A 25,631-nucleotide genomic window follows, 5' to 3' on the forward strand; every position below is an offset into this window, starting at 1 on the left:
TGGAGATTTGTGGGGCTTAGAGTTCAGCAGCCAGACGCGAACCCTGGTTGATCGCCCGCTTGGCATCCAGCTCCGCCGCCACATCGGCGCCGCCGATCAGGTGCACGTTCTGCCCCGCCGCGACCAGACCGTCCTGCAGATCCCGCAGTGGATCCTGTCCGGCGCAGATCACGATGTTGTCCACCGCCAGCACTTGCGGTTCGCCGGTTTCGCCAATGCGGATGTGCAGGCCTTCGTCGTCGATCTTCAGGTATTCGACGCTGTTGAGCATCTGCACCTGCTTGTTCTTCAGACCGGTGCGGTGAATCCAGCCAGTGGTCTTGCCCAGACCATCACCGACCTTGGTTTTCTTGCGCTGCAACAGGAACACTTCGCGAGCCGGCGCGTGCGGCGCTGCTTTGATCCCGGCCACGCCACCGCGCGCTTCCAGGTTCGTGTCGATGCCCCACTCTTTCCAGAACGCGGTGCGATCCAGACTGGTGGCCACGCCTTCGTGCACAAGGAATTCCGAGACATCGAAACCGATGCCGCCCGCGCCAATCACCGCGACACGCTTGCCCACCGGTTTGCGCTCAAGGATCACGTCCAGATAGCTCAACACCTTGGCATTCTCGACGCCCGGAATCGCCGGCACACGTGGTGCGATGCCGGTGGCGAGGATGATTTCGTCGTAACCGCCCTCTACCAGTTTCGCCACGTCGACGCGGGTGTTCAGGCACACCTCGACATTCGTGGTCTGCAGCTTGCGCTTGAAGTAGCGCAGGGTTTCGAAGAATTCTTCCTTGCCCGGCACGCGCTTGGCGATGTTGAACTGGCCGCCAATCTCGCTGGCCGAATCGAACAACGTCACCTGATGGCCACGCTCGGCGGCCACGGTCGCGGCGGACAGACCGGCAGGGCCGGCACCGACCACGGCGATCTTCTTGATCTGCTGCACCGGCAAATAGTTGAGCTCGGTTTCATGGCAGGCACGCGGGTTGACCAGGCAACTGGTGAGCTTGCCGCCGAAGGTGTGATCGAGGCACGCCTGATTGCAACCGATGCAGGTGTTGATTTCGTCGGCGCGGCCTTCGGCGGCCTTGTTGACGAAGTCCGGATCGGCAAGGAACGGCCGCGCCATCGAGACCATGTCGGCATCGCCTTCGGCGAGAATCTGCTCAGCGATCTCCGGGGTGTTGATGCGGTTGGTGGTGATCAGCGGGATGCTCACCGAACCACGCAGCTTGGCGGTGACCTTGCTGAACGCCGCACGCGGCACCTTGGTGGCGATGGTCGGGATCCGCGCTTCGTGCCAGCCAATGCCGGTGTTGATGATGGTCGCGCCAGCCTGCTCGATGGCTTTGGCCAGGGTCACAATCTCTTCCCAGCTGCTGCCGCCCTCGACCAGATCAAGCATCGACAAACGGAAAATGATGATGAAGTTCGGGCCGACCGCTTCGCGTACGCGGCGGACGATTTCCACCGGCAGGCGCATGCGGTTTTCATAACTGCCGCCCCAGCGGTCGGTGCGGTGGTTGGTGTGCGCGGCGAGGAACTGGTTAATGAAATAACCTTCCGAGCCCATGATTTCCACGCCATCGTACTCGGCGCTCTGCGCCAGTACCGAGCAGGTGACGAAATCGCTGATCTGTTTCTCGATGCCTTCCTCGTCCAGCTCTTTGGGCTTGAACGGGTTGATCGGCGCCTGAATCGCACTCGGCGCGACCTGTTTCGGGCTGTAGGCATACCGCCCGGCGTGGAGGATCTGCATGCAGATCTTGCCGCCCGCCTCGTGCACTGCGCGAGTGACGATGCGGTGCTTGAGCGCTTCTTCCTCGGTGGTCAGCTTGGCTGCGCCGGAGTACACGCCGCCCTCGTCGTTCGGGCCGATACCGCCAGTGACCATCAGGCCGACGCCGCCACGGGCACGCTCGGCGAAGTACGCGGCCATGCGTTCGAAGCCGCCCGGTTTCTCTTCTAGGCCAGTGTGCATCGAGCCCATCAGGGTGCGGTTGCGCAACGTGGTGAATCCCAGGTCCAGCGGGGCCAACAGGTGCGGGTAATGAGCGGCGGTCATCGGTAACTCCACAACGAGCGATCACGGAAATTGCGGGAGCTCTGCGTCCCCCGTCAGTCATGTTCGACAGACTAAGAGTCGCACTGCTGTCACTCAATGACCGAAACTGACAACTTATTGATCCAAATGTGCAGCGCCCCTTGGCAAGTGCAGGTATGCGCCCTACCCTAGTCGCCACACCCTGTACCCGGCTGTTGTTGGTTTTCATGCGCAAACTTCTGTATCTGTTTTTCTCCATGGCCATCGTTGCCGCCCTGACCACCTACGCCATGTGGGCGGCGGACCGGCCGGCGGGGCATTACCTGTCGGACCTGCGCATCAAACTGGCGGTCGATCAGGGCACGCCCGCCGACCGTGGCAATCTGCTGGGCATCCAGCCGGAACTGTTTCCGACCGACTACCAAAGTCCCGAGCGCCTGCACCGCAAACTCGCAGCTTATCTGCAGCAGGCACAGGATCAGGGGCTGCTCAACGAAAAAACCGTGGTGGTACTGCCCGAGCATGTCGGCACCTGGCTAATGATCAGCGGCGAGAAAGACGAGCTGTATCAGGCCCCGACCCTGGTCGAAGCGATGAACTGGCTGGCGGCGAGCAATCCGTTGCTGTTCGCCCGCGCCTGGCTCACTGCCAAGGGCGAAAATCGCCTCGACGACGCGCACCTGCGCATGAAGTCCAAAGCCATGGCCAAGGATTACCAGACGTTATTCGGTGGTCTGGCCAAGGAATTCCACGTCACACTGGTGGCCGGCTCCATTGTCCTGCCCGAACCGAGTATTCGTGATGGCCAGCTCAAGCCCGGTAGCGGCGCGCTGTTCAACAGCAGCGTGGTATTCGGCCGTGATGGCGTGCCGCTGGGCCAGCCCCAGCGGCAGATGCACCCGATCTTCGAACAACGTGACGTGATCGGAAGCGAAGACGAGCACGCGATCAACGTGATCGAGACCCCGGCCGGGCGTCTGGGTGTGCTGATTGGCAGCGACAGCTGGTACCCGGACAACTATCGCCGACTCGACGAGCAAGACGCGCAACTGGTGGCGGTGCCGGCCTTCGTCGTCGGTCACGACGCCTGGAATCAGCCGTGGGCCGGTTACAAGGGTTCGAGCACACCGGGGTCGGTCAGCCTCAAGCCCGGGGAAATCAGTGAAGGTCAGGCCTGGCATCGCCTGACACTGACCGCGCAGCCGCCGAGCAGTCGTGCGATCGCCGGCATGAGCGTGTTCCTGCGCGGCCAGTTCTGGGACAAGCCTGGTTCGGGACAAAGCTTCCTCAGCAGCAACGGTCAGCAATTCGCCGATGGCGAAGCCCGTGGCGCGCGTCTGCTGAATATCTGGTTGTAAGCCATGAAGCCGCTGCCGATGCGTCTGGGGGATCTGTCGGTAGGTTTCGTGCACAGCCTCGCTGATGCCGTGCGCAGCCATGGCGCCGATCCGCAACCGCTGCTTGAACAATACGGCCTGGATGCCGCGCGACTGGCCGAGGCCGGCGCGCGGTTGTCGATTCCGCGCTACATGCGTCTGGGGCACAGCGCGATTCAGTTGACCGGCGATCCGGCACTGGGCTTGCGCATGGGCCAGCTCAGCCGCTTGAGTCAGGTCGGGCTCGCCGGGGTCACTGCCGCGCAGGCGCCGACCGTGCGCGAGGCCGCCCGTTGCCTGATCCGCTTCGAGCCGCTGTACGGCTCCAACTATCGCGGGCAGTCGAGTTTTCACGAAGACGCTCATGGCGCGTGGTTGCGCTTCTATTCGATCAGTCCGTACAACGCCTATAACCGTTTTGTAGTGGATTCGATCATCGCCGGCTGGTTGCATCAGCTGTCCAGCGTCGGTCGCGAGCCACTGCGCGCCGAACGCATCGAGATCGAATTTGACGCGCCGGACTATCGCGACGCCTACAACGTCTTGGGCGACTGCCCAATCCAGTTCGGCGCCGAACGCAATCAATTGCGCCTGAACCTGAACAGCCTCGCACAGCGTAATCCCGAGCACTGCCCGAGTACCTGGCGGCATCTGCTGCAATTGTGTGAACGGGAACTGGAGCAACTGACCCGCACCCGCAGCCTGCGCGAACGCATCACTCAGCTGTTGGGGCCGTTGCTCAATGGTGGCCGGGAACCCGACCTGGAAGAAGTGGCGGCGCGCCTGAAGCTGCCGACCTGGACGTTGCGGCGCAAACTGGCCGAAGAAGGCACGCAGTTTCGCGCGATCCTCAACGACACCCGCCGTGATCTGGCGATGACCTACATCCGCGACACCGAACTGGCGTTCGGCGAGATCGCTTACCTGCTGGGCTTTGCTTCAGCCGAGGCGTTTCAACGCGCCTTCAAGCGCTGGAGCGGACAGACCCCCGGCGAGTTTCGCCGCAGTCACCGCAAAACCGCCTGACACCTTACAACTCGGTGGCGTCTTCGGCCGGCTCTGGCTGATCCAGTTCATACGCCTGGAATTCGAGCAGTTCTTCTTGATAGTCGTCCATCGTGTGATCCCCCTGCTGCCCGCTTGAAAAATAGCCCGGCCACATGACCAGTGCCTCGAGCCTATCGTGCCCGTATGAAGGAAAAATGAAACACGGCCTTCATGAATAAAACGTAGCAGGCGGTCAGGAATTTATCGCAGGATTTTTGTCGGGGGAATGTAACGAGATTTGAGTACACCACAAAGCAAATGTGGGAGCGGGCTTGCTCGCGAAAGCGCAGTGTCAATCAACATATACATTGACTGATACTCCGCTTTCGCGAGCAAGCCCGCTCCCACAGGAGCGCTGCGCGCAGCTTATTGCATCGCCGGAATCGGCTCCGATGGCGGCGGGATATTGCTCGGGTTGGCCGGCGGCGTGATCGTTTCGGTGGCCGGTGCAGGTTCAGCACTCGGTGCCGGGGTGATCGGCGCTGACTCGGCCGGCGGCACCACTGGCTCAGAACCCGTTGGCGTCGGCGCAACCGGGGCCGGGGTCGCTGCCGGGGCTGCCGGCGTCATGTTTTGGGCAGGCTCGACAATCCCGGCTGGCGGCGGTGCAGGCGTTGCCTCTACCGCCGGTGCAGGTGTAACCGGCGCTACAGCGGCAGGCTTGGGTTCAGGCACACCGAGATCGGTTTTGGGTTTTTCTTCGATGTGCGCGGCTTTCTTCGCATCGGCTGGCAGGAACAACTCAACCAGCGTGAAGAACCGCTCGTAGAACTTCTGCGAGGTCACGGTTTCGCTGGCGACCTTGACCATCGAATCATCGGAGGAACCGATCGGCATCGACACCGAACCCAATACGCCAACCCCGAGACTGGCGGAGTTGTTGGTCTTCTTCAGCGCGTAGCGATCCTGCAGGGCATTGGCGAACACCGTGGCATGGTGCTTGGCACTGCCATCTTCGGCACACACCACGTTGAAGCTGATTTCCAGGTGGGTTTCCCCGGTCTGCTGGAAACTCTTGTGGCCACTGACCAGTTTCGGGTCACTGCTGGTGATGATGTAGCCCTGGCTGAGCAACGCACGACGGGCCGCCTCGCAACTCGCGGTGTCGGCCACCGGATAATTGCGCGAGAACGTGCCGGAATCATCGAAGTTCTCATGCTCATAGATCGGCTTGTCCTTCGAACAGCCAGCAACAGCGGTCAACAACAGCGCCAACCCAACGACACGCATGGGAGTTGAAATCAACATTGAACATCCTGAGGAAAAACAGTCCGGGGCGTATTGTGCAACAGAACTTGGCCCTGCGGCGCATGGATTGTGTCTTAAAGCCGTTACAACCCTATTGACCCTTGTTTGCCGGAAAAAGTCGCAGCGACAAGTGATCGATGAAGACGCGCAATTTGGCGGTGGCGTGGCGACTGGAGGGCCACAACACCCAGAACTGACCGGTGTGTTTCATATGCGCATCCAGCACTCGCTGCAAGCGCCCCTGCGCCACATCCTCATGGGTCATGAAATCCGGCAGGCAGGCGATACCCATCCCTGCCAGGGCTGCATGATTGACGGCTTCGATGGAGGTGGTGACCAGCCGCGTCGGCAAGCTCGGCTCCGGCGCGCCCTCCTCGCCAATCAATGGCCACGGCTCCAGCTTGCCGGTGGCATGAAAGGTGTGCCGCAAGCAGGCGTGCTCCGCCAGATCGGCGGGAATTTGCGGTACGCCGCGCTGCTGCAGATACAACGGGCTCGCCACCAGCACCATGTGAAACTCGCCCAAGGGCCGCGCCATCAGCCGTGAATCTCGTGGTTGACCGGTACGAATCACCGCATCGAAGCCCTCCTCGACCACGTCGACCATGCGATCAGTCAGGTCCAGATCCAGCTCGATCTGCGGGTACAGCGCCATGAACTCATTCATCACCGGCATTACCAGCCCGTGCACCTGCGGCAGGCTGATGCGCAGTTTGCCATGGGGCTGCGAGGCGGAATCGCAGAGTTCGAACTCGGCGGCTTCCACCTCGGCAAGAATTTTGCGACAGCGTGCAAGAAACAGCGCGCCCTCGCTGGTCAGGGTGATGCTGCGGGTGGTGCGATGAAACAGCCGCACGCCCAATCGCGCCTCCAGTCGGGCGATACTTTTGCCCACCGCTGAAGCCGACACGCCCTGCAGCCGCCCAGCCTCGGTAAAACTGCGGGTCTCGGCGACTTGAACAAACACCGAAATACTGCCCAGACTGTCCATTCCACCCCTCCGATTCACGACATCCATGTCCGATATGTTCGGAACCGTAACCCATTTTTCTCCACTGCGCAGCGCCCTAGCCTATGGCCTTCACCCACTTCGGCACATGGACGCTGACTCATGAACGACGCACAACTGACCTCGGCCCTCACCCAGCCAGTCGACACCCGCGAACGATTGCCCCTCGGCGCCCTGCTGGCCCTGGCCACCGCCGGTTTCATCACGGTGCTGACCGAAGCCATGCCCGCCGGCCTGCTGCCACAAATGAGCGCGGGGCTGAATGTCTCCCAGGCACTGATCGGGCAACTGGTCACCCTGTACGCGATTGGCTCGATGCTCGCCGCCATCCCGCTGACCATCGTCACCCGCAGCTGGCGTCGTCGGCCATTGCTGCTGTCAGCCATCGGCGGCTTCGCCATCGCCAACAGCATCACCGCCCTGTCGGAATGGTACTGGCTGACTTTGACCGCACGTTTGCTCGCCGGGATATTTGCCGGGCTGCTGTGGGCGTTGCTGGCAGGCTACGCCAGCCGCATGGTTGCCCCACACCTGCAAGGCCGGGCAATCACCGTCGCCATGCTTGGCGCGCCACTGGCACTCTCGCTGGGCATCCCGGCCGGCACACTACTCGGCACGCTGGTCGGCTGGCGCCTGAGCTTCGCCATCATGACTGCGCTGACGCTGTTGCTAGTGATCTGGGTGCGCTGGCAAGTGCCGGACTTTGCCGGACAACACGCAGGAAAACGCCTGCCCCTACGTCAGGTCTTCACCCTGCCCGGCGTACGCTCGGTGTTGTTCGTGACCTTGACCTACGTGATCGCCCACAACCTGCTGTACACCTACATCGCACCGTTCCTGCAACCGTCAGGACTGGCCAGCGATATCGACCGGGTGCTGCTGGTGTTCGGCCTGGCCTCAGTGCTGAGCCTATGGATCGTCGGCAGCCTGATCGATCGCTGGCTACGCGAACTGATGCTGATCAGCACGCTGCTGTTCATGCTCTCCGCCATCGCCTTGGGGCTGTGGCGAGAATCGGCGACCGTGGTCTACCTCGCCGTCGCCGTGTGGGGCCTGGCGTTTGGTGCGATGCCTTCGCTGCTGCAGACTGCCTCGGCGAAAACCGCTGGAGAGGCTGCCGATACGGCGCAATCGATGCTGGTGACCCTGTGGAATGTCGGGATTGCCGGGGGTGGCCTGGCGGGTGGTTTGCTGCTGGGGAGTCTGGGGGTTGGGGGTTTTCCGTGGATTGTTGTGGGGTTGCTGGTTTTGACCTTGAGTGCGGTGCTGAGGGCGAGGGGCTATGGGTTTGTGTGATTGGGATGTTTGTCTGTGAGGGGTCGGGCGACTAGTCGGCCGTCTTCGCTGGCAAGCCAGCTCCCACAGTGGGATTGAGTGCAGGCAGTTGGAGATTGGTCGTCTGTCAGGCCGCCATCGCGAGCAGGCTCACTCCTACAGTAAAGCAAAAGCCGACCGCACGCTTTTCACCACTCAACAGGATGAGCGCAAGCTCGGCTGCAGCTCTTGATCTTGCCGTGCCGGCCCCATCGGCAGGCTGAGTGGAGGGGTTTATCCGGGGGAAGGAGCGCAGCGACGTTTGGCGAAGCCAAACACATCGAGAGGAGGTGCAGCGAAGCAAACCGGAGGCGATGCCCCCGGATGAATCCCGTAACGAAGGAACCCGAGCCACGGCGAGGGCCGAACGCCGGGGCCAAGCCTTTTGGGTTACCTTTTCGGCGTCTGGAAAAGGTGACTCGCTGTAAGAGCGAAACCGCCAGCGGCAGCACCCGAAGCAACGGATATACACCCAAATCTCAACCATAAAAAAAACCCCGACCATAGATCGGGGCTTTCCAGTTACCACTCAGTCAACCATCAATACCGCTTGATGTCCGCCTGACTCTCCAACTGCTTACGGAACGCCGCAAAATCCTGCTGACCTTCACGCGAAGCCAGGAAACGACGGTACTGCGCCTTCTCTTCATCAGTCGGCGCTACCGCTTCATTCACACCGTCCAGACGCACAATCATCAGACTACCGTCCTGCAAGGTCACGCTGCTGAACGTCGGCTTGCCCTTGGCTGCCGGTTTCGGCATGCGGAACAACGCCTGCAGCACAGTCGGGTCAACCCCTTCCTGAGCACGGGTCGCCGCCGTCACAACCTTCCAGTTCTGGCCGTCAACCGCCTTGTCCAGTGCAGTCTTGCCATCGCGCAGACCAGCAATCAACTGGTCAGCCTTGGTCTTGGCCGCAGCGCTGGCGTGCTCTTTGGTCAGTTGGGCACGGATCGCCGTGTTCACCGCTTCGAGTGGCAACTGCTCAGGCTTCAGATGTTCCTTGGCACGCAGCACGACCACGGTTTCCGGGTCCAGCTCGATACCGGTGCTGTTGGCGTTTTCTTCCAGCACTTCCTGACTGAACGCAGCCGTCACCACCGCGCGGTTGGCGGCGATGCCTTCACCACCTTCACGGCCGAATGGCTTGGTGGTGTGCACAGTCAGTTTCAGATCTGCCGCAGGCTGGGCCAGGTCAGACGCTTCGAACGCCGAGTCTTCCAGTTGCTTGGTCGCCTCGACAAAACGCTGCTCGACCTGTTGAGTCTTCAGCTCGCGGGTCAACTTGTCTTTCAGGCTGGCCAGGGTCGGAACTTCCGGCGCTTCAACACCCAGCAGCTTGATCAGGTGGTAACCGAAGTCGGTACGCACCGGCTCGGACACCTGGTCCTTGTTCAACGAGTACAGGGCTTTTTCGAAAGCTGGGTCATAGACGCCAGGACCGGCAAAACCGAGGTCACCGCCATTGTTGGCCGAACCCGGATCCTGCGAGAACTCCTTGGCCAGCGCTTCGAATTTCTCGCCCTTGGCCAGACGCGCCTGGACTTCTTCGATCTTCGCCTTGGCCTGAGCGTCGGTGGTCTTGTCGTTGACTTCGATCAGGATGTGCGCAGCACGACGCTGTTCCGACAGGTTGGCGATCTCTTTCTGATACGCCGCCTGCAGGTCTTCATCCTTGACCGCAACCTGGTCGAAGAACGAAGACTTCTTCAGCTCGACATAATCGACGACCACTTGCTCAGGGGTCATGAACTCCTTGGCGTGCTCGTCGTAGTAAGCCTTGACCTCATCGTCGGTCAGCTTGACCGCGGCCGGGTCGGCCTTGACGTTCAGCGAAGCGAAATCGCGGGTCTGCTTTTCCAGACGGGCAAAGGCCAGCACTTCGGCGTCGGTGACGAAGCCGCTACCGGCAACACCGGCGCGCAACTGACCTATCAGCATTTCCTGAGCCAGCATCTGGCGGAATTGCATGCGGGTGTAGCCCAGTTGACGAATCACCTGGTCGAAGCGCTCGGAGCTGAACTTGCCGTCCACCTGGAATTCAGGGGTCTGCAGGATCACCTGATCCAGTGCACCTTCGGAGAAAGCGAATTTCGATTGTTCTGCGCCTTGCAGCAGCAGCTTGCGATCGATCAGGCCCTTGAGGGCCGATTCGCGGAGCATTTTTTCGTCAAGCAAGGAAGCATCGAAGTCCTTGCCCAGTTGTTGCATCAGCTGACGGCGTTGCATGTCAACGGCCTGGCTCAGCTCGTTCTGGCTGATTTCTTCACCATTGACCTTGGCCGCATCGTTGGTGTGCGTCGTGGCCTTGAAAATGGCATCGAAACCGGTCAGAGCCATCAGTGCAACGATGACCCCGATAATGGTCTTGGCAATCCAGCCTTGTGAATTGTCCCTGATATTCTGCAGCATGCGTCCCCCAGAAACGGTTGAACTTCAAAAATTAGGCAACCGTGGAGCGTGGGTAGAATCCGGATAGAAGAAAGGCGCATCCGAGGATGCGCCTTCTCGTAACTGGCGGAGCGGACAGGGCTCGAACCCTCGATCCCGGCGTTACAGGCGGCTGTTCCAGCGACCTGCTCTACCGCTCCGCTGCCAAGTCAGGCATGACCCCGACCCGGATGGGTAAAAACCTGAAACAAACTAACTTAGTTAACAGCTTCTTTCAGTGCTTTACCGGCTTTGAAACCTGGCTTTTTAGCAGCAGCGATTTGCAGCGTCTTGCCGGTCTGTGGGTTACGACCAACGCGAGCTGGACGATCAGTCACGGAGAAAGTGCCGAAACCAACCAGAACAACGGAGTCGCCAGCCTTGAGAGCGCCAGTGACGGATTCGATTACAGCGTCCAGCGCACGGCCAGCAGCAGCTTTCGGGATATCAGCGGATGCAGCGATAGCATCAATCAGTTCCGACTTGTTCACTCTAAGTCCCCTTATATCTATTTTGAGATGATTCTAAGTTTTTTGGTGAAAGCAAAAACGAGTGCTGAATGGCCTACAGACACTTAAGAGCCGCTTTATAACAAGGGCTCTAAAAAGCTGTCAAGGAAGCCCCCCAGGCAAAAACGTATTAATGCGTGCTAATTCTTTCCTTTGAATCAGACTCACGTTTTTCGTCCTTGGAAACTATCTCCGGAGCCACATCCGGCAAGGGCTCCGGCGCGTATTGCAGCGCAATTTGCAGGACCTCGTCAATCCATTTAACCGGTTTAATCTGCAGATCCTGCTTGATATTGTCAGGAATCTCCTTCAGATCGCGCACGTTCTCTTCCGGAATAATCACAATCTTGATTCCGCCACGGTGAGCCGCGAGCAGTTTTTCCTTCAGACCACCAATCGCCAACACTTGGCCACGCAGGGTAATTTCGCCGGTCATGGCGACATCGGCGCGCACCGGAATCCCGGTCAATGCCGAAACCAGTGCGGTGCACATGCCTACACCAGCGCTCGGACCGTCTTTCGGCGTCGCCCCTTCCGGCATGTGAATGTGCGTGTCGCGCTTCTCATGGAAGTCCAGCGGAATGCCCAGGCTTTTGGCACGGCTGCGCACAACGGTCAGCGCCGCAGTGATCGATTCGACCATTACATCGCCCAACGAACCGGTCTTGATCAGTTGACCTTTGCCCGGTACCACAGCCGCTTCGATGGTCAGCAATTCACCGCCCACCTGCGTCCACGCCAGGCCAGTCACCTGACCGATCTGATCCTGTTGCTCTGCCAGACCGTAGCGGAATTTACGCACACCGAGGAAGTGTTCGAGCAGGTCAGCTGTCACTTTTACCGAGAAGCGTTTTTCCAGCGCATGTTCTTTCACAGCCTTGCGGCAGACTTTGGCGATCTGACGTTCGAGGCCACGCACACCGGCTTCACGGGTGTAGTAACGGATGATGTCGCGGATCGCTTCCTCGTCGAATTCCAGCTCACCCTTCTTCAGACCATTAGCGGCAATCTGCTTGGGCGACAGGTACTTGACGGCGATGTTGATCTTTTCGTCTTCGGTATAGCCCGGCAGACGAATGACTTCCATCCGGTCCAGCAATGCCGGCGGGATGTTCATCGAGTTCGAGGTGCACAGGAACATCACATCGGACAGGTCGTAATCGACTTCCAGATAGTGATCGTTGAAGTTGTGGTTCTGCTCCGGATCGAGCACTTCCAGCAACGCCGACGCCGGGTCGCCACGCATGTCGCTGCCCATTTTGTCGATTTCATCGAGCAGGAACAGCGGGTTGCGTACGCCCACCTTTGTCATCTTTTGAATCAATCTTCCTGGCATCGAACCGATGTAAGTCCGGCGATGGCCACGAATTTCCGCCTCGTCACGCACGCCACCGAGGGCCATACGCACAAATTTACGGTTGGTGGCGTGGGCAATCGACTCTGCCAGCGAGGTCTTACCCACGCCAGGAGGACCCACCAGGCACAGCACCGGGCCACGGATCTTCTTCACGCGCTTCTGCACGGCGAGGTATTCAAGGATGCGCTCCTTGACCTCTTCGAGACCGTAGTGATCGGCGTCGAGAATGTCTTCAGCACGCGCCAGGTCGAGGCGCACCTTGCTTTGCGCCTTCCACGGCACCTGCACCAGCCAGTCGATGTAGGAGCGCACCACGGTGGCTTCAGCGGACATCGGCGACATTTGCTTAAGCTTGTTCAGCTCGGCGGTGGCTTTGGCCAAGGCATCTTTCGGCAGGCCGGCAGCATCGATGCGCTTTTTCAGCTCTTCGATTTCATTGTGACCTTCGTCACCGTCGCCCAGCTCTTTCTGAATGGCCTTCATCTGCTCATTCAGGTAGTACTCACGCTGGCTGCGCTCCATTTGCTTTTTGACGCGGCCGCGAATGCGTTTTTCAACTTGCAGCAGATCGATTTCGGCATCCAGCAAGGCGAGCACGTGCTCGACCCGGGCCGACAGATCGATGATTTCGAGGATTTCCTGTTTCTGCTCGATCTTCAGCGCCATGTGCGCGGCCATGGTATCGACCAGACGACCCGGCTCATCAATGCTGTTGAGCGACGACAGGACTTCAGCCGGGACCTTCTTGCCCAACTGCACGTATTGTTCGAACTGCGACAGCAGGCTGCGCACGAACACTTCGGATTCGCGCTCGGCGGCGTCGACTTCGTCGATCAGCGAGACTTCGGCGCGGCAATGCCCGTCAACTTCGCTGAAGCGCTCTACAGCGCCGCGCTGCTCACCTTCGACCAGAACCTTGACGGTGCCGTCCGGCAGCTTCAGCAGCTGCAACACAGTGGCGATAGTACCTACGCGATAGAGAGCGTCTTCACCGGGATCATCGTCAGCCGGGTTTCTCTGGGCCAGCAGCAGGATCTGCTTGTCGCCCGTCATCGCGGCCTCGAGGGCTTCGATGGATTTCTCGCGCCCCACGAACAGCGGGATAACCATGTGCGGATAAACCACGACATCACGCAATGGCAGGAGAGGCAATTCGATGGTTGTCTTCATGATTTCGCCTCTACGGCGGCCATATGGCCGTAATCAGATGGAATTAAACTTGAAACCAAGATGGGGGCTGCCTTGAAAAAAAACAAGCGCAAAGCGGATGTAAAAAACGACATAAAAAAAAAGAGGCCCGAAGGCCCCTTCTTTGTTCCGGCAGTGTGGACGCTTACGCGTCCGGCGCTGCCTTGGCCGTCGGCTCACTGTTTTCGTAGATATACAGTGGCTTGGACTTGCCTTCAATCACGCTTTCATCGATGACGACTTTGCTCACTTCAGACTGCGAAGGGATTTCGTACATCGTGTCGAGCAGCACACCTTCGAGAATCGAACGCAGGCCACGGGCACCGGTTTTACGTTCCAGGGCACGCTTGGCGACCGATTTCAGTGCGTCGGTCCGGAACTCCAGATCCACGCCTTCCATCTCGAACAGCTTGGCATACTGTTTGGTCAGAGCATTTTTCGGCTCGGTGAGGATCTGCATCAACGCAGCCTCGTCGAGCTCGTCCAGCGTCGCAAGAACCGGCAGACGACCGACGAATTCCGGGATCAGACCGAACTTGACCAGATCGTCAGGCTCGACTTCACGCAGGGATTCACCGACTTTCTTGCCTTCTTCCTTGCTGCGCACTTCTGCGTTGAAACCGATGCCGCCCTTGGTGGAACGGTTTTGGATAACCTTTTCCAGACCAGAGAACGCACCGCCACAGATGAACAGGATGTTACGGGTGTCGACCTGCAGGAATTCCTGCTGCGGATGCTTGCGACCACCTTGCGGTGGAACGGAAGCGACCGTGCCTTCGATCAACTTGAGCAAGGCCTGCTGCACGCCTTCACCGGAAACATCGCGGGTGATCGACGGGTTGTCGGACTTGCGGGAAATCTTGTCGATTTCGTCGATATAGACAATGCCCATCTGGGCCTTTTCCACGTCGTAATCGCACTTTTGCAGCAATTTCTGAATGATGTTCTCGACATCTTCACCTACGTAACCGGCCTCGGTGAGGGTGGTTGCGTCAGCGATGGTGAACGGAACGTTCAGCAGGCGGGCCAGTGTTTCGGCCAGCAGGGTTTTACCGGAGCCTGTCGGGCCGATCAGCAGGATGTTGCTCTTGCCGAGTTCGACGTCGTCAGCCTTCTTGTCACGCTGATTCAGGCGCTTGTAGTGGTTGTACACCGCTACGGCCAGAACCTTTTTCGCACGCTCCTGACCGATTACATACTGGTCAAGGATGCCGCTGATTTCTTTAGGCGAAGGCAATTTATGCGCGCTGCTTTCGGCCTGTGCTTCCTGCACCTCCTCGCGGATGATGTCATTGCACAGGTCGACGCACTCGTCGCAGATAAAGACCGAGGGGCCGGCAATCAATTTGCGCACTTCATGCTGGCTTTTGCCACAGAAGGAGCAATAGAGCAGCTTGCCGTTGTCCTCGCCGTTGCGGGTGTCAGTCATTCGTTCGATCCAAATCCGATAGGCTTGCAACACAAGATGAAGGCTATTGCGGGCTTTTTCAAGCCCGCTGGTGGTCGGACCTGCCGACCCACCTTATTTTGAGCTGCTTATTTTACGCAGGACGCTGGTTGATGACTTCGTCGATCAGGCCGTATTCCTTCGCAGCTTCTGCACTCATGAAGTTGTCGCGGTTGGTGTCACGCTCGATTTCTTCAAGCGTACGACCGCTGTGCTTGGCCATCAGCGTGTTCAGACGCTCGCGGATGAAGAGGATTTCCTTGGCATGGATTTCGATATCCGAGGCCTGGCCCTGGAAACCGCCCAGTGGCTGGTGAATCATCACACGCGAGTTCGGCAGGCAGAAACGCTTGCCTGGAGCACCGGCCGTCAGCAGGAATGCACCCATGCTGCACGCCTGACCAATGCAGGTCGTCGAGACGTTTGGCTTGATGAACTGCATGGTGTCGTAGATCGACATGCCCGCTGTCACCGAACCGCCCGGTGAGTTGATATAGAGATGGATGTCCTTGTCCGGGTTTTCCGCTTCAAGGAACAGCAATTGCGCACAGATCAGGTTGGCCATGTAGTCCTCTACAGGACCCACCAGGAAAATTACGCGCTCCTTCAGAAGGCGCGAGTAGATGTCATAGGCGCGCTCGCCACGAGCAGATTGCTCGACAACCATCGGGACCAGGCCGCCAGCGGCCTGGATATCAGAGTTCTGCTGAATATACGAATTACGGAACATGCTCTGCAGTCACTCCCAAATAGTTATGTCTTGAATACGCATAAGCCAGCTCGAAGGCTGGCTTATGTGTGTACTTCTTAACGCAAAAACAATCAGTCGGCTTTTGGAGCTTCTACCGGCTTGACCGCTTCTTCGTAAGAGACCGATTTGTCGGTCACGCTAGCTTTCTGCAGAACAGTATCCACAACTTGTTCTTCCAGCACAACCGAACGAACTTCGTTCAGTTGCTGCTCGTTCTTGTAGTACCAGGACACGACCTGCTCAGGTTCCTGGTAAGCCGAAGCCATTTCCTGAATCATTTCGCGAACGCGGGCTTCGTCAGGCTTCAGGTCGAATTGCTTGACCACTTCAGCCACGATCAGACCCAGCACTACACGGCGCTTGGCTTGCTCTTCGAACAGCTCGGCCGGCAGTTGGTCAGGCTTGATGTTGCCGCCGAACTGCTGAACAGCCTGCACGCGCAGACGGTCAACTTCGTTGGACAGCAGAGCCTTCGGCACTTCGATCGGGTTGGTGGCCAGCAGACCGTCCATTACCTGATTTTTTACCTTGGACTTGATGGCCTGACGCAGCTCACGCTCCATGTTCTTGCGAACTTCGGTGCGGAAACCGTCGATGCCGCTTTCCTTGATGCCGAATTGAGCGAAGAACTCTTCGTTCAGCTCTGGCAGCTTAGGCTCGGAAACGGTGTTGACCGTCACGGTGAACTCGGCGGTTTTGCCGGCCAGGTCCAGGTTCTGATAGTCCTCAGGGAAGGTCAGGTTCAGAACGCGCTCTTCGCCCGCTTTAGCGCCCACCAGGCCTTCTTCGAAGCCCGGGATCATGCGACCGGAACCCAGCACCAGCTGAGTGCCTTTGGCCGAGCCGCCAGCGAAGGCTTCGCCGTCAACCTTGCCAACGAAATCAATGTTCAGCTGGTCTTCGTTCTGAGCGGCACGATCGGCCACTTCAAAACGGGTGTTCTGCTTGCGCAGGATGTCCAGCATCTTGTCCAGATCGGCGTCAGCCACTTCAGCGCTCAGGCGCTCGACAGTGATGCCGTCGAAACCGGCAACGGTGAACTCAGGGAACACTTCGAATACGGCAACGTATTCCAGGTCTTTGCCAGCTTCCAGCGACTTCGGCTCGATCGAAGGCGAACCGGCAGGGTTCAGCTTCTGCTCAACCACGGCTTCGTAGAAGGAGGACTGGATGACATCACCAACAGCTTCCTGACGAGCGTCAGCACCGAAACGGCGCTTGATTTCGCTCATTGGCACTTTGCCTGGACGGAAGCCAGCAATCTTGGCCTTTTGGGCAGTCTGCTGCAGACGCTTGTTGACCTGGCTCTCAATGCGCTCAGCCGGCACGGTGACGCTCATGCGGCGCTCAAGAGCAGTAGTATTTTCAACAGAAACTTGCATGGATATTCCTCGTTGCACAGACGTTAGCCGGCCGTTTCCGACCCCAGAATCAAGGGCATGCATTCTAGTGGGTCAAACTCAAGAAGTCACCCTACTGAAAACGGGTAAAAAAACAGCAGGCCATTTATAGGTGTGAATGCAGCAATGCACTCCACCTCGAAGACGAATAAAGACCATCACGCCAAGGCTCTGCTTCAACCGCTTCTATATATAGAAGAGACTGCGAGCCATCTCCCTGACGGCTGATCCCGCGAACATGGCCGGCGGTCGGCACGCTGACAGCAAGCCCCTGAACACGACGAAACGCCCTGCCCTTCGACCCGAAACGCTGCGCGACAGACCACCAGCCGTAAAACAAAAAAGGCGCCAGACTGTTAAATCTGGCGCCTTTCGAAATATGGGGTGGACGATGGGGATCGAACCCACGACAACGGGAGTCACAATCCCGTGCTCTACCAACTGAGCTACGCCCACCATATTGCGTCACAAAAAAGCCATTCAACTTCTTTGCTGAACTTCATCAGGCCTGCGGCATGAATGAAGCTTTAATTGGTGCGGATGAAGAGACTCGAACTCTTACGCCTCGCGGCGCTGGAACCTAAATCCAGTGTGTCTACCAATTCCACCACATCCGCAGATGAAGCTTTTTAAAGCAAAGGCGCCAGATTGTTACATCTGGCGCCTTTCGAAATATGGGGTGGACGATGGGGATCGAACCCACGACAACGGGAGTCACAATCCCGTGCTCTACCAACTGAGCTACGCCCACCATATCGCGCTACTTGTGCCAAAGCTGCCTAATGGCGCACCCGGCAGGACTCGAACCTGCGACCATCCGCTTAGAAGGCGGATGCTCTATCCAGCTGAGCTACGGGCGCCTTATTAATCTGTACTCTTGGAGGACTACAAACTAAATGCTTTCCAGCTTCGCAGAACGCTAATTCCGCTCAACCTTCTTAACCAGTGCTAGGCTGTGCCCGACAAGTGCGACGAATAGTATAGAGCGCTCCCAAGGTCGTCAAATCCTTTTTGAAAAAAATTCATTTAATTAAAGGAGTTAGGGGAATTTGCTGACCAAGCGCCTTTGCCCTCACCGTCTGACATGCGAGAATGCGTTCTCTTTTTTTCCCCTCTCGATGGTTAATCACGCGCAATGACTGCACAACTAATCGACGGCAAATCGATCGCCGCCAGCCTGCGCCAGCAGATCGCCCAACGAGTTGCCGAGCGTCGCCAGCAAGGCCTGCGCACTCCCGGCCTCGCGGTGATCCTGGTCGGCAGCGATCCTGCCTCTCAGGTTTATGTCTCGCACAAGCGTAAAGACTGTGAAGAGGTCGGCTTCCTCTCTCAAGCCTACGACCTGCCTTCCGAAACCACTCAAGAAGCGCTGACCGATCTGATCGATCGCCTCAACGACGACCCGGCCATCGACGGCGTGCTGCTGCAACTGCCGCTGCCCGAGCACCTGGACGCCTCCAAACTGCTGGAGCGCATTCGCCCGGACAAAGACGTCGATGGCTTCCATCCTTATAACGTCGGCCGCCTGGCCCAGCGCATTCCGCTGCTGCGTCCGTGCACACCAAAGGGCATCATGACCTTGCTGGAAAGCACCGGCGTTGACCTTTATGGTCTGGATGCGGTGGTGGTTGGCGCGTCGAACATCGTCGGCCGCCCGATGGCGATGGAACTGCTGCTGGCCGGTTGCACCGTGACCGTCACCCACCGCTTCACCAAGGACCTGGCCGGCCACGTCGGTCGCGCTGATCTGGTGGTGGTCGCCGCCGGCAAGCCGGGACTGGTCAAGGGTGAGTGGATCAAGGAAGGCGCGATCGTGATCGACGTCGGCATCAACCGTCAGGACGACGGCAAGCTGGTCGGTGACGTGGTGTATGAAACCGCCCTGCCCCGCGCCGGCTGGATCACTCCGGTCCCCGGCGGCGTTGGCCCGATGACCCGTGCTTGCCTGCTGGAAAACACCCTCTACGCGGCAGAAACCCTGCACGCCTGAGGCGTTTTTCCGCGGTAAAAGAACCCCGCCTTGTGCGGGGTTTTTCGTATCTGAGAAAAAACACTAACCGTTCGCCGGAAACCCCTCTTTTCACAGGCCTTTTCACGAGATTTTCAGGTCATTCAAACAACCATCGACAGATCTTCAGCCATACTCCTAGAATGCGACGCTTTGAAGAAATAACCCGTTACAAACTAACGGAATATCCAACCTTTATGAGTTCGCCCGCGTGAAAATTCGTCTTTCGATCCTGAGCCTGGTTTTTGCTTTTTCAGGCACATTCGTCACGCCAACGGTCAACGCCGCAGAAACTACCGCCGCGCCACGCGACGCTTCACAACTGAAGATCGCCTCCGGCAGCGCCCTGCTTATGGATTTGCAGACCAATAAAGTCATCTATTCGAGCAACCCGGATGTGATCGTACCGATCGCTTCGGTGAGCAAACTGATGACCGGACTGGTGGTGGTTGAAGCACACCAGAACATGGACGAATGGATCGACGTCGACATCAGCCACACGCCGGAAATGAAAGGCGTGTTCTCCCGAGTCAAACTGAAGAGCGAATTGCCGCGTCGCGAGATGCTGCTGATTGCCCTGATGTCCTCGGAGAACCGTGCGGCCGCCAGCCTCGCGCATCACTATCCAGGCGGTTACGCCGCGTTCATCGCCGCAATGAACGCCAAGGCCAAAGCGCTGGGCATGACCAATACGCACTATGTCGAGCCGACCGGGTTGTCGGAACGCAACGTGTCCACCGCCCGCGACTTGAGCAAACTGCTGGTCGCCGCGAGCAAGCATCCGATCCTCAGCGAGCTGACCACCACCAAGGAAAAAACCGTAGCGTTCCGCAAGCCCAATTACACCCTGGGTTTCCGCAACACCGATCACCTGGTGAACAAGGCTGACTGGGACATCAAGATCACCAAAACCGGCTTCACCAACCCGGCGGGTCATTGCCTGGTACTGGTGACGCGAATGAGCAACCGCCCGGTTGCCCTGGTGATTCTCGATGCGTTCGGCAAGTACACGCATTTTGCCGATGCCAGCCGAATCCGCAGCTGGATGGAAACCGGCCGGAGCGCCAGCGTTCCGGCAGTTGCGCAGCAATACAAGGCCGAGAAAAACCTCAAGTCGCGCCAGAGCGGCGTGGTCGAAGCCTCCAAGTAACCAGAAAAATCCAACTGTGGCGAGGGAGCTTGCTCCCGCTGGGACGCGTAGAGGACCTTCTTTTTTAACAGAAAAGGCCTGCTGCGCAGTCCAGCGGGAGCAAGCTCCCTCGCCACAGAGGTATTCAGCCAGTGGTTAAATACCCGTTATTCAATCATTGGGTAGCGGCATTTTGTCGTCGTCCGGAATGCCGTCACCAGCGCTCGGATCTGGCGTCAGCACATTAGGCCGCGCCAACGGATCGCGCAGCGGACTGTCCGGATCCAGCACAGGATCCACGTCGTCCTCAGGCGTGGTTGGCACGCTGTCCGGTTTTTTATCGTCGAAGCTGGAATCGGTACTCATACGCACCTCACTTCAGGGTTTCAGATCAGCCAAAGGATCGTAAGGCTTGGCCGGACGTTTACTGTCGTCGTCCGGTTGCACGTCTCGCGGCGCCTTGGCGGGGCCGACCGGATCAACTTGCGGATCGTCGAGATCCGGTGAATCCGGATCGAAACCCAGATCATGACCGGACGAATGCTCGCTTGAGTGTGGGCCTTTCGGGGATGGGGAATCTGCCATGCTCGCCTCCTGATTCACCCGCACATTCGGGCTCTATCAGTGAGAGGCCTGCCGGGCGTGAGGGTGCCCGGCAGATGACGAACGGAGCCTTAATGTGCGGCCAAGGCCTTTCTGGCTTGCGCCGCTTCACGTTCCTGCCCGGCCTGCGTCAGCTCGTCCGCGGCCTTGAGCCAGCGCTCGCGGTCGACTTCGGCAGGAATCTGCGAAGGTTTCTGGATCAGTACTGCCCAGCCGCCGGATTTTTCGAAGGCGGATTCAAAGGAACTGAAACTCATCAGTTCGCGGCGATTCATCCCGGCGCGCAACAGCACCTTCTGTTTCAGCCGGTCATAACCGGAAAGGATCGCGTAACGCGGTTCAGCCCAGAACGCCGAGCCTTCACTAAAGCGCACCATCACCGGATAACCGGCCGCCACCTGAGTCAACAAGGCAGGCAGGTTCTTGTCCAGCGGGTAGACCACCATGCCGTAATCACGGGCCAGGTTCTGCAGATTCTGCTGCAACTGATCCTGTGCCCCCGGCAGATGCAACGGTTTTTCCAGCAGGCCCGGGGTGATCATGATGCCTTGCTGCGACAACAGGCTGGCCAGCACTTGCGGACCACTCTGATTGGCTTCGCCGCGATAGAACGTGCCGCTGAGTTCGACCCGCTCCGGCAGACGCTTGACCTGCGGCGCGACACTGCCCGCACACCCTGCCAACACCGCCGCGCAACCGGCCACCAGCAACGCCCCTCGCAATCGAGAAAATACCTGCACCATCATCACTCTCGTCAGACGCCGGTCATCGTGTTCCGGCAACGCCTGCGATCATAGGGCGGCGCAGGCCTGCGGTATAGCCTTAAACCGCAGACCGATCGTTTGCATAGAGCGAACTGATTGGTCATTACCGACCTTTGGTCAATAGTCTGAAACACCCCATTGTCTAGACTGTCACTGAAACAGAGCGAATTGAAAAAGTGAGTGCCCGACGCAGGGCAAAGAGGAGGCACTGATGAGCCTGACCATGACTATCGTAATGCTGATCGCCGGCTGGCTGGCCGTGGCCACTGCCATGTTGTGGGGCGTGCTGCGGATTTCGCGGCGCCACCATCACCCGCAGCCACCTGTGGCGGTCGAAAAACCGCAAAAGCACAACGCACGGCACGCGACCGCACATTGATACTGCAAACGTTCCGCCCATAAAAAAGCCCCCTGAACGCTTGGCGCTCAGGGGGCTTTTGGCTGGTCAGCGCTTACGCCTGCTGAGCCAGCTTCTTCTGCTTCGCCCGGCGCGACATCATGTTCAGCACCTCAATCGCTGCCGAGAACGCCATGGCCGCGTACACATAACCTTTCGGTACGTGGGCGCCGAAGCCTTCGGCGATCAGCGTCATGCCGATCATGATCAGGAAGCCCAGCGCCAGCATCACCACCGTCGGGTTGTCGTTGATGAACTTGGCCAGCGGTTCAGCCGCAAACAGCATCACCATTACCGAGACCACCACTGCGATCACCATGATCGGCAAGTGCTCAGTCATACCCACCGCAGTAATGATGCTGTCGATCGAGAACACCATGTCCAGCATCAGGATCTGACCGATCGCGGCAGCGAAGCCCAGGGTCACGGTCGATGTTGCGCTTTTCGGGTCTTCCGGCGCCGGGTCCATGCTGTGATGGATCTCGGTTGTGGCTTTCCACACCAGGAACAGACCACCGGCAATCAGGATCATGTCCTTCCAGGAGAACGCCTGGCCCATGATTTCGATCACGGGGGCAGTCAACTGCACGATGAAGGCGATGGTGCTCAACAGGGCCAGACGCAGAATCAGCGCCATGCCGATACCGATGCGCCGCGCCTTCTGCCGATGCTGCACGGGCAGTTTGTTGGTCAGGATCGAAATAAAGATCAGGTTATCGATGCCGAGCACGATTTCCATCACCACCAGTGTGGCCAAAGCAACCCAGGCGGCGGGGCTGGCGGCGAGTTCTAACAGATATTCCATGGGTCAGTCCTGACTCTGTGTAAGACGGTTTAGATGGTCTTGGAGGAAGATTCGGATTTTTCCGCGTCTTTTTCCGGTATTTCTTTTTTCTCGATCAGGCCGCCGGTGGCGTCGCTGAGCGCTTGTTCAGCAGCCTTGTGCGTGTCGTCGATCGCCTGTTTGGCGCTTTCGGCGGCCTTGCCCATCAACTGCTGGGCGCTTTTCTCGGCCTGATCGCAACCGGCCATAAGCAGTAAAGACGTAAACATCAACGCTGGAATTGTGTATTTCATGGGACTTCCTTCGAATGAACAGACAGGGTCACAGACCGCCCGTCGATGGCTGGGCATTCTAGGGAGACAAACACTTCAGGAAAATTCGTATTTTTAGCGGCTATACTTCGGTTTTTACGAATCCAATACCTTCAAAACAGAGGTCGTGGCTCGATGCTCAACTACCGACAACTGCATTACTTCTGGGTGGTCGCCAAAACCGGCAGCATCGTGCGTGCCTGCGAGCAGCTTAACCTCACGCCACAAACCATCAGCGGGCAGATTTCGCTGCTCGAACAAACCTACGGCATCGAACTGTTTCAACGGGTCGGCCGCCAACTGGAGCTGACCGAAGCCGGACGCCAAGCCCTGCCCTACGCCGAGCAGATGTTTCAGTTAGGCGGCGAACTGGAGCTAATGCTGCGCGCCCAGCCCAACGAACAGCAGATCCTGTTCCGCGTCGGCGTGGCGGACGTGGTGCCCAAATCCATCGTCTACCGCCTGATCGCGCCGACCATGGAGCTGCACGAGCCACTGCGCATCACCTGCCGCGAAGACAAACTCGAACGCTTGCTGGCGGATCTGGCGATCCAGCGCCTGGACCTGGTGATTTCCGACAGCCCGATGCCGTCGCACCTCGACATCAAGGGTTACAGCCAGAAGCTCGGCGAATGCGGGATCAGTTTCTTCGCCACCGCGCAGTTGGCGGCGCAATACGGGCAGGATTTCCCGCGCAGCCTCAACGGCGCACCGCTGTTGATCCCAGGCGCGGAAACCGTAGTGCGCAGCCGTTTGCAGCGCTGGTTTGCCGAGCAACAGATACAGCCACGAATCGTCGGGGAGTTCGATGACAGCGCCCTGATGCAGGCCTTCGGCCAATCGGGCAGCGGGATCTTCATAGGTCCGAGCGTGATTGCCGATGAAGTCAAACGCCAGTACGGCGTCGAAGTGATTGGCCAGACCGATGCGGTGACCGAGTCGTTCTATGCCATTTCGGTGGAGCGCAAGGTCAAGCACCCCGGCATCGTTGCGATTACCGAAGGTGCCCGACGCGAGCTGTTTACCGCGTTATGACGCCTGAGCGCACGCGTCGCGCGGCTTGAGCGTCATCAACACCATGGCGAGGAACACCGACAACAGAATGAACCCGGCAGCGGCGAACCCCAGAAAGCCGAGGCCGGCACTGTCGATCACTCGACCGCCGATCATCGCTCCGAGGCCGATCCCGAGGTTGGCCCCGGCGATATTCAGCGAGGCGGCAAAGGCTGGCGCTTCCGGTGCGGCCTTCATCAGGCGTACATGGCTGACCAGGAACAACGCAGCCTGGGTGATACCCCAGATGCCCATGGCCACCGCCAGCCCCACCGTCGAGTGAATGTTCGGCACCAGCGAGACCATGCCGGCGATCATGAACGCGCAGAACAACACCGAGGCGCCCAGTGGATGACGATCCACCGCGCGACCGCCCAGTGAGTTGCCGATCAGCCCGACCGCACCGAAGCCCATCAGGCACCAGCCAACCACCGTACCGTTGAACCCGGCCAGACGTTCGAGAATGTCGGCCAGATAGGTATAAGCGGTGAACATGCCGCTGAACACCAGGATCGACAACAGCACATGGCCGATCATCAGCGGGTTGCGCAGGATCTTGAACTGCGAAGCGAAACTGACCTGATGCTGATGCAGACTGGTTTTCGGCAGGTAAACAAACAGCAGCAAGGCCTTGGCGAAAGCGATCACCGCCAGAATCGCGAATGCACTGCGCCAGCCGAACGCATCGGAAATCAACGTGCCCACCGGAATGCCGAACACCGTCGCGCAAACAATGCCGAAGCCGATCTTGGCAATCGCGCGGCCGGCGTGATCCGGGCCGACGATGTCCACCGCCGTCTCACTGGCCAAGGCCCAGAACACCGGCAGGCCGAGCGCCGGGATCAACCGGGCGATGGCCATGACCCAGATGTTCGGCGCCAGCGCCGCAACGGTGTTGGCCAGGCCGAACATGATCAAAATCGTGATGAACAACTTGCGCCGCTCGAACCGGGCGAAATACGCGGTCAAAAATGGACCGAACATCGCCACCGTGAAAGCGAATAGAGTCACCAGCAAACCGGCCTGCGGAATGGTTACCGCCAGGTCGCGGGCAATGGCCGGCAACAGGCCGACGATGACGAATTCCGTGGTCAGCACCGTGAATCCGGCGGCGGACAACAGAAGAATGGGCAACAGCATGAGCAACTCCAGCAAAACGACGACACCAGCGATGACCGAAAGGCCCGCTGGCAGACTATGAAAATGAGGATGGCGAATCTTAACAGAGTGTTTCCGGACTGACTTGCACAAACCTGCCGACTTGCCGATCAATCCGGTGGCAGATCGTCACAGGTCTGAAGGATAACGCCTACGCTGTGATAAAGTCCGCGCCCTGAAAAACGTACACCCTATTCAGCGGCCTGTTTAACAGCGTTGATGGCGCGTCAGCCCTTTCGGTTCGTGCCGGTGACCTGCCCCCCGATGTATCACCGGTTTCACGCAACCTTGCACCCTATAAAAAATCAGAGAT

At 58.7% G+C, this 25,631-nt stretch carries 23 protein-coding genes and 4 tRNA genes; 7 read left to right on the top strand and 20 right to left on the bottom strand.

Annotation, left to right across the window (positions count from 1 at the left end; translation table 11 throughout):
- Positions 1-16: 16 nt before the first annotated feature.
- A complete protein-coding gene (locus tag VLA07_RS21975; protein WP_333991309.1) occupies positions 17-2,056 on the bottom strand; it encodes an NADPH-dependent 2,4-dienoyl-CoA reductase in 2,040 nt (679 codons plus the stop codon).
- A 206-nt stretch (positions 2,057-2,262) separates the two neighbouring features.
- Here VLA07_RS21975 and VLA07_RS21980 point away from each other — a divergent pair, with 206 nt between their 5' ends.
- A complete protein-coding gene (locus VLA07_RS21980; protein ID WP_333991310.1) occupies positions 2,263-3,393 on the top strand; it encodes a carbon-nitrogen hydrolase family protein in 1,131 nt (376 codons plus the stop codon).
- 3 nt (positions 3,394-3,396) lie between these two features.
- A complete protein-coding gene (locus VLA07_RS21985; protein ID WP_333991311.1) occupies positions 3,397-4,437 on the top strand; it encodes an AraC family transcriptional regulator in 1,041 nt (346 codons plus the stop codon).
- A 4-nt stretch (positions 4,438-4,441) separates the two neighbouring features.
- Here VLA07_RS21985 and VLA07_RS21990 read toward each other — a convergent pair whose 3' ends face one another.
- The 3 genes from VLA07_RS21990 to VLA07_RS22000 form a co-directional block, all read right to left on the bottom strand.
- Entirely contained in the window at positions 4,442-4,573 is a 132-nt protein-coding gene (locus tag VLA07_RS21990) for a hypothetical protein (RefSeq protein ID WP_274621205.1), read from the bottom strand.
- Between the two features lie 251 nt (positions 4,574-4,824).
- Entirely contained in the window at positions 4,825-5,706 is an 882-nt protein-coding gene (locus VLA07_RS21995) for a DUF2242 domain-containing protein (protein WP_333991312.1), read from the bottom strand.
- 91 nt (positions 5,707-5,797) lie between these two features.
- Positions 5,798-6,697 (bottom strand): LysR family transcriptional regulator, encoded by a 900-nt coding sequence (locus VLA07_RS22000; protein ID WP_333991314.1) that lies wholly within the window; start codon positions 6,695-6,697, stop codon positions 5,798-5,800.
- 120 nt (positions 6,698-6,817) lie between these two features.
- Here VLA07_RS22000 and VLA07_RS22005 point away from each other — a divergent pair, with 120 nt between their 5' ends.
- Entirely contained in the window at positions 6,818-8,011 is a 1,194-nt protein-coding gene (locus tag VLA07_RS22005; protein WP_333991316.1) for an MFS transporter, read from the top strand.
- 558 nt (positions 8,012-8,569) lie between these two features.
- Here VLA07_RS22005 and VLA07_RS22010 read toward each other — a convergent pair.
- From VLA07_RS22010 to VLA07_RS22055, 10 genes are all read right to left on the bottom strand, one after another.
- A complete protein-coding gene (locus VLA07_RS22010) occupies positions 8,570-10,441 on the bottom strand; it encodes a SurA N-terminal domain-containing protein (protein WP_103369491.1) in 1,872 nt (623 codons plus the stop codon).
- A gap of 236 nt (positions 10,442-10,677) precedes the next feature.
- Complete coding sequence (locus VLA07_RS22015) at positions 10,678-10,950, bottom strand: HU family DNA-binding protein (protein WP_008077714.1); 273 nt, start codon at positions 10,948-10,950, stop codon at positions 10,678-10,680.
- Between the two features lie 148 nt (positions 10,951-11,098).
- On the bottom strand, positions 11,099-13,495 hold the full coding sequence (lon, locus tag VLA07_RS22020) for an endopeptidase La (RefSeq protein ID WP_003223634.1): 2,397 nt from the start codon (positions 13,493-13,495) through the stop codon (positions 11,099-11,101).
- A 163-nt stretch (positions 13,496-13,658) separates the two neighbouring features.
- Positions 13,659-14,942: an ATP-dependent Clp protease ATP-binding subunit ClpX gene (gene clpX / locus VLA07_RS22025; RefSeq protein ID WP_003223632.1), complete on the bottom strand. Its 1,284-nt coding sequence runs from the start codon at positions 14,940-14,942 to the stop codon at positions 13,659-13,661.
- A gap of 112 nt (positions 14,943-15,054) precedes the next feature.
- The gene (gene clpP / locus VLA07_RS22030; protein ID WP_007951559.1) at positions 15,055-15,690 is read right to left on the bottom strand and encodes an ATP-dependent Clp endopeptidase proteolytic subunit ClpP; all 636 of its coding nucleotides are present in this window, start codon (positions 15,688-15,690) and stop codon (positions 15,055-15,057) included.
- Between the two features lie 92 nt (positions 15,691-15,782).
- The gene (tig, locus tag VLA07_RS22035; RefSeq protein ID WP_027614582.1) at positions 15,783-17,093 is read right to left on the bottom strand and encodes a trigger factor; all 1,311 of its coding nucleotides are present in this window, start codon (positions 17,091-17,093) and stop codon (positions 15,783-15,785) included.
- Positions 17,094-17,491: 398 nt separating this feature from the next.
- Positions 17,492-17,567, bottom strand: a tRNA-His gene (locus VLA07_RS22040).
- Between the two features lie 76 nt (positions 17,568-17,643).
- Positions 17,644-17,728, bottom strand: a tRNA-Leu gene (locus VLA07_RS22045).
- Positions 17,729-17,786: 58 nt separating this feature from the next.
- A tRNA-His gene (locus tag VLA07_RS22050) sits at positions 17,787-17,862 on the bottom strand.
- A gap of 32 nt (positions 17,863-17,894) precedes the next feature.
- Positions 17,895-17,971 (bottom strand) — tRNA-Arg (locus VLA07_RS22055).
- A gap of 275 nt (positions 17,972-18,246) precedes the next feature.
- Here VLA07_RS22055 and folD point away from each other — a divergent pair.
- Both folD and pbpG read left to right on the top strand, forming a co-directional pair.
- Positions 18,247-19,101: a bifunctional methylenetetrahydrofolate dehydrogenase/methenyltetrahydrofolate cyclohydrolase FolD gene (gene folD, locus VLA07_RS22060; RefSeq protein WP_003223627.1), complete on the top strand. Its 855-nt coding sequence runs from the start codon at positions 18,247-18,249 to the stop codon at positions 19,099-19,101.
- A gap of 229 nt (positions 19,102-19,330) precedes the next feature.
- A complete protein-coding gene (gene pbpG / locus VLA07_RS22065; protein ID WP_047597458.1) occupies positions 19,331-20,269 on the top strand; it encodes a D-alanyl-D-alanine endopeptidase in 939 nt (312 codons plus the stop codon).
- Between the two features lie 150 nt (positions 20,270-20,419).
- Here pbpG and VLA07_RS22070 read toward each other — a convergent pair whose 3' ends face one another.
- The 3 genes from VLA07_RS22070 to VLA07_RS22080 form a co-directional block, all read right to left on the bottom strand.
- Positions 20,420-20,614, bottom strand: a complete 195-nt coding sequence (locus VLA07_RS22070; RefSeq protein ID WP_047291581.1) for a hypothetical protein — start codon at positions 20,612-20,614, stop codon at positions 20,420-20,422.
- Positions 20,615-20,626: 12 nt separating this feature from the next.
- Positions 20,627-20,833: a DUF6021 family protein gene (locus tag VLA07_RS22075; RefSeq protein ID WP_027613904.1), complete on the bottom strand. Its 207-nt coding sequence runs from the start codon at positions 20,831-20,833 to the stop codon at positions 20,627-20,629.
- Between the two features lie 89 nt (positions 20,834-20,922).
- Positions 20,923-21,594, bottom strand: a complete 672-nt coding sequence (locus VLA07_RS22080) for a peptidase C39 family protein (RefSeq protein WP_330206960.1) — start codon at positions 21,592-21,594, stop codon at positions 20,923-20,925.
- Positions 21,595-21,838: 244 nt separating this feature from the next.
- On the opposite strand from VLA07_RS22080, the gene VLA07_RS22085 reads away from it, so the two are divergent.
- Complete coding sequence (locus tag VLA07_RS22085; RefSeq protein WP_179353273.1) at positions 21,839-21,994, top strand: hypothetical protein; 156 nt, start codon at positions 21,839-21,841, stop codon at positions 21,992-21,994.
- A 73-nt stretch (positions 21,995-22,067) separates the two neighbouring features.
- Here the strand turns inward: VLA07_RS22085 and VLA07_RS22090 are convergent, their stop codons facing one another.
- Both VLA07_RS22090 and VLA07_RS22095 read right to left on the bottom strand, forming a co-directional pair.
- Positions 22,068-22,817 (bottom strand): TerC family protein, encoded by a 750-nt coding sequence (locus tag VLA07_RS22090; RefSeq protein WP_027613902.1) that lies wholly within the window; start codon positions 22,815-22,817, stop codon positions 22,068-22,070.
- Positions 22,818-22,846: 29 nt separating this feature from the next.
- Positions 22,847-23,089: a hypothetical protein gene (locus tag VLA07_RS22095; protein WP_330206916.1), complete on the bottom strand. Its 243-nt coding sequence runs from the start codon at positions 23,087-23,089 to the stop codon at positions 22,847-22,849.
- 153 nt (positions 23,090-23,242) lie between these two features.
- On the opposite strand from VLA07_RS22095, the gene nhaR reads away from it, so the two are divergent.
- A complete protein-coding gene (gene nhaR, locus VLA07_RS22100) occupies positions 23,243-24,142 on the top strand; it encodes a transcriptional activator NhaR (protein WP_086794737.1) in 900 nt (299 codons plus the stop codon).
- Here nhaR and VLA07_RS22105 read toward each other — a convergent pair.
- Positions 24,137-25,300 carry an MFS transporter gene (locus VLA07_RS22105; protein ID WP_096795702.1) on the bottom strand — a complete coding sequence of 388 codons (1,164 nt, stop codon included), beginning with the start codon at positions 25,298-25,300 and terminating at the stop codon, positions 24,137-24,139. The two genes, nhaR and VLA07_RS22105, sit on opposite strands and share 6 nt — an antisense overlap.
- Positions 25,301-25,631: the final 331 nt, after the last annotated feature.

Origin of the sequence: Pseudomonas sp. S3(2024) (assembly GCF_036861315.1) — a bacterium.
GTDB classification, from domain to species: Bacteria; Pseudomonadota; Gammaproteobacteria; order Pseudomonadales; family Pseudomonadaceae; genus Aquipseudomonas; species Aquipseudomonas putida_A.